This window comes from Bradyrhizobium sp. Pha-3 (assembly GCF_042258325.1).
GTDB classification, from domain to species: Bacteria; Pseudomonadota; Alphaproteobacteria; order Rhizobiales; family Xanthobacteraceae; genus Bradyrhizobium; species Bradyrhizobium elkanii.
In genome coordinates, this window is sequence record NZ_CP170151.1 from 6,281,237 (window position 1) to 6,293,564 (window position 12,328).

11 protein-coding genes are annotated in these 12,328 nt (G+C 61.7%); all 11 read right to left on the reverse strand.

What is annotated here, in order from left to right:
• Nucleotides 1–71: 71 nt before the first annotated feature.
• Nucleotides 72–1,301 (reverse strand): P-type conjugative transfer protein TrbL, encoded by a 1,230-nt coding sequence (gene trbL, locus ACE10X_RS29850; RefSeq protein ID WP_375763272.1) that lies wholly within the window; start codon nt 1,299–1,301, stop codon nt 72–74.
• Nucleotides 1,298–1,666 carry a putative entry exclusion protein TrbK-alt gene (trbK-alt, locus tag ACE10X_RS29855; protein WP_018272741.1) on the reverse strand — a complete coding sequence of 123 codons (369 nt, stop codon included), beginning with the start codon at nt 1,664–1,666 and terminating at the stop codon, nt 1,298–1,300. Before trbK-alt ends, trbL begins: the two co-directional genes overlap by 4 nt.
• Nucleotides 1,666–2,394, reverse strand: coding sequence for a P-type conjugative transfer protein TrbJ (gene trbJ / locus ACE10X_RS29860; protein ID WP_375763273.1), 729 nt, complete (start codon nt 2,392–2,394; stop codon nt 1,666–1,668). The genes trbK-alt and trbJ overlap by 1 nt, the downstream gene beginning before the upstream one ends.
• Nucleotides 2,391–4,832: a conjugal transfer protein TrbE gene (trbE, locus tag ACE10X_RS29865; RefSeq protein WP_375763274.1), complete on the reverse strand. Its 2,442-nt coding sequence runs from the start codon at nt 4,830–4,832 to the stop codon at nt 2,391–2,393. The genes trbJ and trbE overlap by 4 nt, the downstream gene beginning before the upstream one ends.
• Before the next feature lie 10 nt (nt 4,833–4,842).
• Nucleotides 4,843–5,106 (reverse strand): VirB3 family type IV secretion system protein, encoded by a 264-nt coding sequence (locus ACE10X_RS29870; protein WP_018272744.1) that lies wholly within the window; start codon nt 5,104–5,106, stop codon nt 4,843–4,845.
• The gene (locus ACE10X_RS29875; protein WP_018272745.1) at nt 5,106–5,429 is read right to left on the reverse strand and encodes a TrbC/VirB2 family protein; all 324 of its coding nucleotides are present in this window, start codon (nt 5,427–5,429) and stop codon (nt 5,106–5,108) included. The genes ACE10X_RS29870 and ACE10X_RS29875 overlap by 1 nt, the downstream gene beginning before the upstream one ends.
• Nucleotide 5,430: 1 nt before the next feature.
• A complete protein-coding gene (gene trbB / locus ACE10X_RS29880; protein WP_375764624.1) occupies nt 5,431–6,345 on the reverse strand; it encodes a P-type conjugative transfer ATPase TrbB in 915 nt (304 codons plus the stop codon).
• A gap of 222 nt (nt 6,346–6,567) precedes the next feature.
• A complete protein-coding gene (locus ACE10X_RS29885) occupies nt 6,568–7,896 on the reverse strand; it encodes a nitrate/nitrite transporter (protein ID WP_375763275.1) in 1,329 nt (442 codons plus the stop codon).
• 134 nt (nt 7,897–8,030) lie between these two features.
• Nucleotides 8,031–8,456, reverse strand: a complete 426-nt coding sequence (locus ACE10X_RS29890) for a CopG family transcriptional regulator (protein WP_038386974.1) — start codon at nt 8,454–8,456, stop codon at nt 8,031–8,033.
• Nucleotides 8,457–8,462: 6 nt separating this feature from the next.
• Nucleotides 8,463–10,451 carry a conjugal transfer protein TraG gene (locus tag ACE10X_RS29895; protein WP_038386975.1) on the reverse strand — a complete coding sequence of 663 codons (1,989 nt, stop codon included), beginning with the start codon at nt 10,449–10,451 and terminating at the stop codon, nt 8,463–8,465.
• A 35-nt stretch (nt 10,452–10,486) separates the two neighbouring features.
• Nucleotides 10,487–12,250: a relaxase/mobilization nuclease domain-containing protein gene (locus ACE10X_RS29900; RefSeq protein WP_375763276.1), complete on the reverse strand. Its 1,764-nt coding sequence runs from the start codon at nt 12,248–12,250 to the stop codon at nt 10,487–10,489.
• Nucleotides 12,251–12,328: the final 78 nt, after the last annotated feature.

The window sequence follows — 12,328 nt, forward strand, 5'->3', positions numbered from 1 at the left end:
TTCGAGTCGTGCGGTGTCCGCGTTTGAGTCGTCGCCCGCGCAGCGGATGGCGAAAGCGCAGTGGCTACGTGTCAGCGCTCCCCTTCGGACAAATTGACTGACGAGCCGCTACCACCGTGATCGCCGGAGCGAACCGCGTGGCCGGCTGCTGACGCGCCGTGCCGAATAGTCTCGGCACGCTTCATGCGCCGCGCCCAATCGGGCTGCCCTTCCGCCGAAGTGCTCGCGGACTGCGCGCCGGCTTCCCCACCTCCGCCGAGCGCAGCCGCTGCACGACGCAACGGGCTCATAGCAGCTGAAGCGCTGGCCTCCGCGACGCCGGCAAGGCCGCCGCTCCTGTAAGCGGCTGATACTCCGCTGATGACAGCGCCGCCACTACGCGCGGCGCCCACAATCGCGCCGCCAGCGAGGCCACCTCCGCCGGCGGCAAGACCCGCGCCCGCCGCAACAATGCCGCCAGCAGCAAGGCCAGTTCCAATTGCGGCGCCGGCGCCGAGTTGCGGTCCACCGGACACCAGGCCGTTGGCAATACCCGGCCCGAATATACCGAGACCTAGTAAGGAGAGAGCCGCGAGCACCAGCGTCATTGCGTCTTCAATGGTCGGCTGTGCGCCGCCGAAGCCGGTGGTGAATTGCGAGAACAGGGTCGAGCCGATGCCAACGATGACGGCAAGGACCAGAACTTTGATCCCTGACGATATAACGTTGCCCAACACCCGCTCCGCCGCAAAGGCTGTCTTGCCAAACAACCCAAAGGGAATGAGCACGAAGCCGGTCAGCGTTGTGAGCTTGAACTCGATCAGGGTGACAAAGAGTTGGATCGCCAAAATGAAGAAGGCGAGTAGCACCACGACCCATGAAAACAGGAGAACAACGATCTGCACGAAGTTTTCGAAGAAGCTGATGTAGCCCATCAGGTTCGAGATCGAATCGAGTAGCGGTCGGCCGGCATCGAGTCCAACTTGGGCGATCTTTCCCGGTCGCAGGAAATCTGCCGCAGAGAGGCTTGTGCCTGACGCTTTCAGTCCAAGACCGGCAAAGCTCTCGAAGACGATGCGCGCCAGGCTGTTCCAGTTGCCGATGAGGTAGGCAAAGACCCCCACGAAAAGCGTCTTCTTGACGAGGCGCGCTATCACGTCCTCGTCAGTTCCCCAACTCCAGAACAACGCAGCAAGCGTGATGTCGATCGCGGCAAGGGTCGTCGCCAGATATCCGACCTCGCTACCCAGCAGCCCGAAGCCGTTATCGATATAACGAGTGAAGGTCTCCAGAAACTGGTCAATGATCCCCGTACCCGTCATGGCTTGCTCGCCTCGGGCATAGGCAGGTTCGGATATCCCTGCGGGATCCGGTTTTGGCCCTTTGGGGCGGGTATCGGGCTGGCTGAGTCATCGTGGCCGAGAGCTGCGGCACCATCTTTCTTGCCAAAGAAGCGACGCCGGTTTTCGGCCCAAATCTTATGGCAATGCTGATAATCCCCTGCTTCCTCCGGTGTAACGCCGCGGCAGCGTGCGAGGTCGGAGTTGGTTGCATCGTTCGTTTGCTCCGCCTTCGGTGCCGGCGAAGAATCGTCTCCGCCACGCAGTTGAATCGTGCAGGCGGCGACGGCCACTAGGCCGATTGTCGTAAGCAGCGACAACGCCTTGAATGCCTTTACGTCGGTCATCAGTGGAACATCTGCACATTGGAGGATTGATAGCCCTGTCCTGGCGTCAGGAATCGCCTGAGTTGCTCTCGTCCCTGATCCTGGGCCGAGGCGCGCTGAGCCGCTTCGAGGCTCTGCGCCCTGCCCTGCGCTGTCACAACAGCGGTGAGGTCGGCGAGTTGCTGCGCGTTCAGCGCGAGAATCTGATTGCCAGCTTGCGTCGCCTGCAGAGCGCCGCTTGCGCCTTGGCTAGACGTTACGAGCGCGGACGTCTGGATGCGATTGGTGTCGAGATTGCCAACGATGCCGGCCTGGATGCGAAGCGCGTCTTGCGTCGCGGCAAAGGAATTCTGCCAACGCGTTTGGGCGTTGAAGATCAGCAACTGGCTCGACTGGCTACCGGTAGCTGGCGCGTAGCTAGTCGAGAACGCGCGATCAATCTGCTGCACGTCGTAGGCGATGCGCTGGGCCTGGGCCAGCAATTGCTGGGTCCGCTGGATCGACGATTGCAGTTGCTGCAGCGACGAATACGGCAGGTTTGCCAGATTCTTTGCCTGATTGATCAGCATCCGCGCCTCGTTCTGCAACGAGGTGATCTGGTTGTTGATCTGCTGGAGCTCCCGCGCGGCGGTCAGCACATTCTGAACGTAGTTGTTGGGATCGAAAACGATCAGCGCCCGTGCGGGGATCGTAACGCCAAGCGCCAGCGCGGTGACACCGGCTGCGGCCAGTAGGGCAAGACGCCTCATGGCGATTTCTCCAGATTGACAAGATTGGGAATCAGATCTGTGGCCCAGGCGACGCCACGGTGTTGGAGCCAGGCCGGCACGAAGCCGTCAGGTCCATGTTCGGCGAGGAGCTGCGCAATGGCGGCCTGGTCTGTCTTGGAAGAGGCCGCGCTGAATGCGAGCGCAACCTCACCAAGCCCGAGTTCGAACATCCGGTTGCCGCGACGGGACTGGCAGTAATAGTCGCGTTTTGGCGTTGCCCGACTCAATAGCTCGATCTGGCGGTCATTGAGGCCGAAGCGGCGGTAGATGGCCGTGATTTGCGGTTCGATCGCCCGTTCGTTCGGCAGCAACAAGCGAGTTGGGCAGCTTTCGATGATCGCCGGCGCGATCGCGGAGCCGTCGATATCCGAGAGCGACTGAGTGGCGAAGATGACGGAGGCATTCTTTTTCCGAAGCGTCTTCAGCCATTCCCGAAGCTGCCCAGCGAAATCCTCGTCATCGAGGGCAAGCCAACCCTCATCGACAATCAGGAGTGTCGGCCGACCATCGAGACGATCCCCAATACGATGGAAGAGGTACGCCAGCACGGCTGGCGCAGCACTCGTTCCGATCAAGCCTTCGGTCTCAAACGCCTGGACCGACGCCTCGCCGAGACGTTCGAATTCGGCATCGAGCAAGCGCCCGGAAGGTCCGCCCAGGCAGTATGGTTGCAGGGCGCGCTTCAGGGAGTTCAATTGAAGAAGGACTGACAGGCCCGTGAGGGTGCGTTCCTCCCTCGGCGCCGAAGCGAGAGATGTTAGCGCCGACCACAGATGATCCTTGACCTCAGGGGTGATCTCGATCTTTTCCCGTGCCAGGATCGCGCCGACCCATTCCGTCGCCCACCCTCGCTCGGAAGGATCATCGATCCAGGCCAAAGGTTGCAGCGCGACTGGGTTTTCGTCCCCGTCAGACAATGCACCGCCGAGATCATGCCAGTCGCCACCCATGGCGACCGCGGCCGCCCGGATCGAACCGCCGAAATCGAAGGCAAAGACCTGCGAATTCGGGTAACGACGGAACTGTAGCGCCATCAGGGCAAGCAGGACCGACTTGCCGGCTCCAGTCGGTCCCACTACTAGCGTATGGCCGACATCGCCGACGTGGAGCGAGAATCGGAAGGGCGTCGATCCCTCGGTCTTGCCGAACAGAAGCGGCGGACCCTTGAAGTGCAGATCCCTCGACTCGCCGGCCCAAACGGCCGACATCGGAATCATATGGGCGAGGTTGAGAGTCGAAATCGGAGGCTGCCGCACATTGGCGTAGACGTGCCCGGGCAGACTGCCGAGCCAGGCTTCGACGGCGTTCACGGTCTCGATCATGCAGGTGAAATCGCGGCCCTGTATGACCTTCTCGACCAGCCTCAGCTTTTCATCGGTAGTGTTGGGATCGCGGTCCCAGACAGTGATGGTCGCCGTAACAAAGGCTTGTCCGTTCTGATCCGACCCCAGTTCCTGCAACGCTGCGTCGGCATCAAGCGCCTTGTTGTGGGCGTCGGTATCGAGCAGCGTCGACGCCTCGTTCGTCATGACCTCCTTGAGAATGGCGCCAATCGACTTTCGTTTGGCAAACCACTGCCGCCGAATCCTGGTCAGCAGTTTGGTGGCGTCGGCCTTGTCGAGCATGATTGCGCGCGTCGACCAACGATACGAGAATGCCAGACGATTCAGATCGTCCAGGATCCCCGGGGTCGTCGCACCCGGAAAGCCGACAATCGTCAAGACCCGAATATTGGCTGAGCCCAACATCGGCTCTAGCCCGCCGGTTAGCGGCTGGTCGGACAACAGCGCGTCGATGTACATCGGAATTTCAGGCACGCGAACGCGGTGACGCTTGGTCGAGATCGTCGAGTGCAGGTAGGTCAGCGTGTCCTGATCATCGAGCCACGCGCATTCCGGCATAAATCCTTCAAAGAGCTGAAGCACACGGTTGGTTTGGTCGATAAATCCGCGGAGCACCTCGCGGGCGTCTGCTCCCACAGTCCGATCGCGTCCCTCATAGAGCAGGCGCTCTGCCCTGGCGGCCCCTTCCTCCGGAGGCAGATAGAGGAAGGTCAGGAAGTAGCTGGACTCATAGTGGCCACCCGCCTCCTCGAACTGAGCCCTGCGTTCGGCGTCGACCAGCGCAGACGCCACATCCGGAAACGCGTTCGGCGGATAGCTACCGGCAAAATGGCGCTGCGCCTCAACGAACACGGCCCAGCCCGATCCCAGGCGACGCAGGGCGTTGTTCAGGCGACCGGCGACGGCGACCAGCTCGGCCGGCACCGCGCTGTCGAGGTCGGGGCCGCGGAATTTCGCCGTCCGTTGGAAAGACCCGTCCTTGTTCAGGATGATTCCCTCGTCGACCAGGGCTGCCCATGGCAGGAAGTCGGCGAGACGGGCGTCGGAGCGGCGATATTCAGCGAGATTCATCATGATCGGGGGCTCAGGTGTTGAGATGGCCGGGAATGCGCAGATGTCGGCGCACCACATCGACGAATGCGGGATCGCGCTTGGCGGCCCAGACGGCGGCCATGTGGCCGATGAACCAGAGAACAAGACCCGCGATCCAGAGCCGAAGTCCGAGCCCTAAGGCTGCCGCAAGCGTGCCGTTGACGATCGCGACCGAGCGCGGCGCACCGCCCATCAGGATGGGCTCAGTGAGTGCGCGATGAACGGGCACGACAAAGCCTGCCACCTGACCATCCATCAGATCACCACGCCGCCGCCGAAGGAGAAGAACGACAGGAAGAAGCTCGAGGCGGCAAACGCGATCGACAGACCGAACACAATCTGGATCAGCCTGCGGAAACCACCGGACGAGTCCCCGAATGCGAGCGTGAGCCCGGTCACGACGATGATGATGACGGCGACGATCTTGGCGACCGGACCTTCAACCGACTGCAAGATCTGATTGAGTGGCTGCTCCCATGGCATGTTCGAGCCGGCAGCCCACGCCGGAGGGGATGCCACAAGCACCGCGACGAAGGCGGCCGTCGACGCACCTCGAAGAAAGTGAAATTGCTGACGCATGTCAGTCTCCTGCTGATGAAAGATTGTAGTCGCCGCTGGCGCTGAGCCCCGAGATGAGGGCGAGTTCAGCGAGACGACGATCGGCGCCGCGGCCTGCAAGCACGGCGACGAGGTCGATGGTTTCGGCGATCAGAGCACGCGGAACCGTGATGACGGCTTCCTGGATGAGTTGCTCGAGCCGCCGCAGCGCACCGAGCGCGGTGCCCGCATGAATGGTGCCGATGCCGCCGGGATGGCCGGTGCCCCAGGCCTTGAGGAGGTCGAGTGCTTCAGCACCTCGGACTTCGCCGATCGGGATGCGGTCAGGACGCAGTCGGAGGGACGAGCGGACAAGATCCGACAGCGTCGCCACACCATCCTTGGTCCGCAGCGCAACGAGATTGGGCGCCCTGCACTGCAGCTCGCGGGTGTCTTCAATCAGCACGACCCGATCGGAGGTCTTCGCCACCTCGGCCAGAAGCGCATTCGTCAACGTGGTCTTGCCCGTCGATGTCCCGCCAGCGACAAGGATGTTCTTCCGTGCGGCCACCGCGTTCTGCAGGGTCCTGGCCTGCTCCGAGGTCATGATGCGCCTTGCGACGTAGTCGTCGAGCGTAAACACGGCGACGGCGGGCTTGCGGATAGCAAAGGCCGGTGCTGCAACGACCGGAGGCAAGAGACCTTCGAAGCGTTCGCCTGTCCCGGGTAGTTCGGCCGAAACCCGTGGCGCGCCGGCGTGTACCTCGGCGCCCACATGATGCGCAACCAGGCAAACGATGCGTTCGCCATCCGCGGCCGACAGAGTTTCGCCTGTGTCGATCAGGCCGTTCGACAACCGGTCGATCCACAGCCGCCCATCCGGATTGAGCATCACCTCGATGATCGCTTCGTCTTCGAGGTAGCCGGCAATCGCGGAGCCGAGCGCGCTACGCAGCATTCGCGCACCGCGCAAACTCGCCTCCGATTGAATGGAATGGATTGCCACCGTTCGCCCCCACCGAGTGAGAGCGTCCACAGACGGCCCTCAGATGGGGATGATTAAGAAAGGCACCAACGGACTTGGTGCAACAATAGCTTTCAGTGATCGTAGATTAGCGTAGAAAAAGAAAGACTAAGAACTGATCTATGAGGCCTACTCAATCGTAATGCGAGTTAGTGCTCACCACTCAGCATCATCATCCGCGGGTATGAGGACCACCGAATTCTCATACGAGCTTACTGACTCGACAACATTGAAAACATTAGCCGGCACGAAGAACGGAATTGACCTCATCCATGAAGCTAAGTATCGGCCCCAAGGCAGCGCGAACCAGACCAGCGCCCCGATCTGCAGCGCTACGTTGACGCCGAACGCGACCTGATAGGCTTGGACGGTCCTATGGCCATCATTCGCAGACAATTGCTCCAGGATCAGTCCTGTCGCGTATTGTGCCAGAAATGCCCAACCAAAGTGCAAGACGTTCAGGGCGCCATTGGCACGACCGGCAAGCTCCGGCGGAAAGTAATCCGCTATCACCGCGAAGCTGACCACGGTTGCCGTTCCTACAATTGCGACAATGGACCAGGGCAAGATGGAGGGCAGAGGCGCTCGCAGGACTAAGGCTAACTCGGCTGCGATGAACAGCATTGCAACCATGGCCAATATTGCCTCCGCCCCGATTCCTCTTCGTTTGATCTGATGGACGGCCATACCGAACAACCAGGCACCCCCGCTAAGTACAATCGCCATAATGAAGAGCAGCCTGACGAGGCTTGGGCGATCAAGCCCCTCTACGTCTGTCAGCCACGGGGATGCCCACAACCCCTGCAGGGACCAGGACGATCCAACGCAAGTCGCTGACAACGGAGCAATTCGCCAGAAGCGCCAATCGCGAAAAACGGAGCTAAGGGTGGCTCGCGCTGTTGATGGGATAGTGCCTCGTTCGGGCACCACTACATAGATGAGAATGGCTGTAGCAGCGGTAGCGGCCGCCAGGATCTCAAAGAGCTGCCGCCAGCCCATCCAAGCGAGCAGGTGTTCGACGGGAGCAGTAGCGGTCACCGCTCCTAGCGAGCCCAGCATGACCATGTAGCCGTTCAGCAAAGCAACCCGCTCCCTGGGGAACCAAAGGACGATGGACTTCAGTCCTGCCGTCAGCGCCGCCGCCACGCCAAGCCCGATCATTGCGCGCGCTATCAAAAGTAACAGGAATCCGGTCGATACCGCGAACAGTGCGGCGCCCGCGGCGGCGACCAAAAGCAGAGTACTCTGAACGCGACGCGGACCAAAGCGGTCCAACAATATGCCGACGGGGATCTGAGCCGCCGCGAACACCAGGAAATACACTGAAGTAAGCAACCCGAGGTCGGCATTCCCAAGCCCGGTATCCGAGCTGAGATGACTGGCGATCAAAGCGTTGATCGTTCGAAACAGGTACGAAAGATAGTATCCAGCAGCGAAGGGGAGAAAAACGCACGCGATTCGACGCCATGCTGGTGAAATTTGCATGCTGGCCCCTTTTGCTCTCAACTCGTGCGAGCCGATAGCGTGTCCAGCTTTTTGTCAGTTCGGCTAAATTGCTGCGGTCGTAGGCTGGCGTAGAAAAAGAAGGGACGGCGCGATAGCGTATCCAAGACAATCCGTCAGGTTTCGCCTGCCGGTTCCTGATGGCGGATATCTTCTGGAATCTCGCGGAGGAAGCTTTGCCCCTTTTGCAAGCGACGCCCGAGCGCTTCGACGAACCCATCAAAGCGTTCCCTGCCCTTTGCCTGGGCTGCCGCCTGCGCATCGTTGGGTAGCGGCGGCGTAATCGTCAGCCAGAAGCGAATGAAGAGGGCCAAGGTCTCCGCCGTCAGACCGACGTCGCGCTCCAGCCTCTGCATCTGACGCGACAGCCGATCCAGGCGGCGGGTAAACGCCGCCTCCCGCCTGTCCGTTCCGTCCGGTGAGAGAAACGAAGCGACAGCCGCTTCCACGATCGCAGACCGGGAAAGCTTCTTGCGATCGGCAAGCTCTGAGATCTGCTTCAGAAGCTCTGGCGGGAAATAGACGTTCATCCGGTCGCGCATATTGCCTCACAGCTCCATACCGTCATTCGGATCCATGGCGACTTGACGGGCGACACCACGCATCTGCCGGCGTATGAGCCGAGACTGACGGACCGCCTCCTCGTCATCGTCAAGAACGGCGGCAAATTCCTCTGCTGGCGTCGGCTCAGTCGTCTCCTTGGCGATTGCGACGTGATCGGGGAGTTCGGGCTCACGACGGAGTCCGCTGTTCGCCGTGTCTTCCTCGGCCTCCGTGGCTTTATCAGTTGGATCTCCCGTCGGCTTCAGCGTTCCGTGCGCTGACCATCCATCCATCCGCGATGATCCGCCGGCGCTCGCCGGATCGGGCGGCGGCAGAATTCGCTCGGTGAACCGACGATCCTCGTAGTAGCGGACCTTCTTCGCCCGGATCGGCGGCGTGCCCGCCACCATCACGATCTCGTCCATCGGCGGAAGCTGCATGACTTCGCCTGGGGTCAGCAGCGGCCTTGCCGTCTCCTGGCGCGAGACCATCAGGTGCCCCAGCCAAGGATTCAACCTGTGACCGGCATAGTTCTTCATGGCCCGCATCTCGGTCGCCGTACCGAGCGCGTCGGACACGCGCTTGGCCGTCCGCTCGTCGTTGGTCGCAAAGCTGACGCGAACGTGGCAGTTGTCGAGGATCGCGTTGTTCGATCCATAGGCCTTCTCGATCTGATTGAGCGATTGCGCGATCAGGAAACTCTTGATGCCGTAACCCGCCATGAAGGCGAGCGCGGACTCGAAGAAATCGAGCCGCCCGAGCGCCGGGAACTCATCAAGCATCATCAGGACACGATGCCGGCGGTCACCCGCGTGCAAGTCCTCGGTCAGGCGCCGCCCGATCTGATTCAGCACGAGGCGGATCAGCGGCTTTGTTCGCGAGATATCGGAAGGCGGCACCACGAGGTAAAGCGTCGTTGGACTGATATCGGCGATCAAGTCGGCGATCCGCCAGTTGCAACGGCGGGTTACCTGGGCCACCACGGGATCGCGGTAAAGTCCGAGGAACGACATCGCCGTGGACAGGACGCCGGAACGTTCATTGTCCGACTTGTTGAGAAGTTCGCGCGCGGTCGATGCGACGACAGGATGCGCGCCTTGCTCGCCAAGATGCGGGGTGGTCATCATCGCCCTCAGCGTCACCTCGATCGGCCGCTTCGGGTCGGACAGAAAGGAGGCGACGCCGGCCAGGGTCTTGTCCCCCTCCGCATAAAGGACATGGAGGATGGCACCAACCAGAAGCGAATGACTGGTCTTCTCCCAATGGTTCCTCTTGTCGAGCGAGCCTTCGGGATCGACCAGGACGTCGGCGACATTCTGGACGTCGCGGACCTCCCACTCGCCGCGCCTGACTTCAAGCAGAGGATTGTAGGCTGAAGATTTAGGGTTGGTCGGGTCGAACAAGAGAACGCGACCGTGCTGCGCGCGGAAGCCGGCGGTCAACCGCCAGTTCTCGCCCTTGATGTCGTGAACGATGGCTGAGCCGGGCCAAGTCAGCAGCGAAGGAACCACAAGCCCGACGCCTTTGCCGGACCGGGTCGGCGCAAAACACAACACGTGTTCCGGTCCGTCATGGCGAAGGTAGTCGTGGTCGAGTTTGCCAAGCACCACGCCATCCGAACCGAGAAGCCCGGCTGCTCTCACCTCCGGCGCATCGGCCCAGCGCGCCGAGCCATACGTCTCAACATTCTTGGCCTCGCGCGCCCGCCAGACCGACATGCCGATCGCCACAACGATCGAAACGACAGTCCCCGACGCCGCAATGAAGGCTCCCTCGACGAAGACCTGAGGTGCATAAGCGTCATAGACGAACCACCACCAGAAGAAGATTGGCGGGTAATAGACTTTCCAACCCCAAAGCTCGAACCAGGGGCAACCAAGCTCCGGCTGGTACGCGAACCGCCAGGCCGTCCACTCGGTTGCTCCCCAGATGGCCATCAAAACGATCAGACCGACAACGATCACTTGGCCCCAGAGGATTTTGGTTCCGGACATCCCGAAGGTCCCTCCCAACTGAAGTGGCGAGATAGCTAGAGGCCCAAGTCGCGCTTGCGGCCGATGCCCCATTCGATGCCGCCGCCGTCCTTGATGACGCCCGTGATGTGTTGGCCTAACTTCTTCTCAAGCTCGCGCGACCACGGCACGAGCTGGAAGCCGAGCCCGTTGTCGACCATGGCGAAACGTCCCGAGGCGAGCGTCAGGCGCTGGCGATACGTGCCCACTACGTGCTCGCCGGAGGCAGCCTTCACGTAAGGCAGGCCGGTATCGGCCGAAACCCTTGCTGCAACCTCGTCCAGCTCGCGTCGGCGCAGCGTGTTCAGGAGGTCGCGTTGCAGGATGGTGCGCGGTCCCTGCCGCCTCGCTAGACCTTCCTGAACCAGATGCTCGGCACGCGCTTCCATGGCGTCGCGGATCTCGCGGCCGAATCCTCCCATGGCGAGCGGCATCGGATCGCGTTCGACCAGCCGGTGCTCGAGCCAGGTCGCACCTTTCGCGGTGACCTGCTCGCCAAGATCGATATCGGAACGGGGCGCGAGCACCAGGGTGGGAAGCGGATCCTCGGCTTGACCGAAGCGTCGTAGTTCGACGATTCCGCCGACCGGCGGTGCATGTTCGAAGGCCTCGATCTCGCGGAAGCGGACGTGGTGCGCGCGTCCATCTGTGCCGTCGATGACCGCGTAGGCCTCGCCAGTCAGTTCGTCATGTAGTCCGCGATCAACCAGCCGTCCGATGATCTGGGATGTCGGCCGGCCACCTTCGATGATGTAGTCAGATACGCCGCGCGCTTCCCCGCGCTCTGTAAAGGCGCGGTGCATGGTCTTGATGATGTCGCCGCGCAGGCCAAGGTCGCGCAAACTACGCTCGGCCTCGAGCCCGACCATCCATTCACCCGGCGCAGCGGATGCGGCAAGGCCCATCTTCTCCAAGTGTTGAAGGCGGCCGACCATCAGGCGCCGTATCTCGGGATCGGAGCTGCCCGGGTTCTCGGGGCGAAGATCGATAGTGCCGATCTCATCGGTTGCCAACCGGATCTCCCGATCTAGCCGCGTCCATCGTTCCGCCGTGACTTCCCTCTCCAGCGAATTGCGGATCTCGTGCTCCGGCTTAGGACCCAGTTCAATGGCGACCAGTTCCTCGGCGCGTGAGCGCAGGCCCTGACTGATGTAGTCGCGGGAGATCACGAGGTCCGCCCCGTCCTTATCTACGCCCCGAACGAGAAAATGGACGTGTGGGTTGTCCGTATTCCAATGATCGACAGCCACCCAATCGAGCCGCGTGCCGAGATCGGTCTCCATCTGCTTGGCGATGTCGCGGGTGAAGGCCTTCAGGTCCGTCATGTCGCCGGCGTCCTCGGGCGAGACGATGAACCTGAAATGATGCCGGTCGTCCTGGCACCGTTCCGCGAAAGCCGCGCTATCGGCACGGTCGCCGCCGGCACCGAACATCTCTGCTCTCTCGCCGCTACGGGTCACGCCATCGCGCTTCAGATATGAGAGATGGGCGGTCAGTGGCGCCGAGCGGAAGGCTCGCCCCTTATGGCGAACCACGCGCGCCTTCACCACGACACGCCGCGTCGGGCTGAACAATCTGGCGCGGCTAAAGGACAACCGGCCGCGGCCAAACGTCGAGCGCCCATAGGTCGCCGAACGCCTGCCCGCCCCTGTCTGACCTGAGGTGTGTCCTGCTTTCTTCGCCGCCCGCAGCACCTGGTTGATGAAGCTCTTCGGCTTAGGCGCTCGGGTACTGCGGATACGCCCGGGCCGTACACGCAGGTCGCTGTCGCGCACGCTCACGGCAAGGCCTCCAAACGATTAAACGGCCTCACAGTGCCGAAAACGCCTTTGATTACATTCGTCAAAATGCAAGGCGCG

Coding starts and splice junctions, on each gene's coding strand:
- trbL (WP_375763272.1), bottom strand. CDS start 1,301: ATGACGGGTACGGGGATCATTGACCAGTTTCTGGAGACCTTCACTCGT.
- trbK-alt (WP_018272741.1), bottom strand. CDS start 1,666: ATGACCGACGTAAAGGCATTCAAGGCGTTGTCGCTGCTTACGACAATC.
- trbJ (WP_375763273.1), bottom strand. CDS start 2,394: ATGAGGCGTCTTGCCCTACTGGCCGCAGCCGGTGTCACCGCGCTGGCG.
- trbE (WP_375763274.1), bottom strand. CDS start 4,832: ATGATGAATCTCGCTGAATATCGCCGCTCCGACGCCCGTCTCGCCGAC.
- ACE10X_RS29870 (WP_018272744.1), bottom strand. CDS start 5,106: ATGGATGGTCAGGTGGCAGGCTTTGTCGTGCCCGTTCATCGCGCACTC.
- ACE10X_RS29875 (WP_018272745.1), bottom strand. CDS start 5,429: ATGCGTCAGCAATTTCACTTTCTTCGAGGTGCGTCGACGGCCGCCTTC.
- trbB (WP_375764624.1), bottom strand. CDS start 6,345: ATGCTGCGTAGCGCGCTCGGCTCCGCGATTGCCGGCTACCTCGAAGAC.
- ACE10X_RS29885 (WP_375763275.1), bottom strand. CDS start 7,896: ATGCAAATTTCACCAGCATGGCGTCGAATCGCGTGCGTTTTTCTCCCC.
- ACE10X_RS29890 (WP_038386974.1), bottom strand. CDS start 8,456: ATGCGCGACCGGATGAACGTCTATTTCCCGCCAGAGCTTCTGAAGCAG.
- ACE10X_RS29895 (WP_038386975.1), bottom strand. CDS start 10,451: ATGTCCGGAACCAAAATCCTCTGGGGCCAAGTGATCGTTGTCGGTCTG.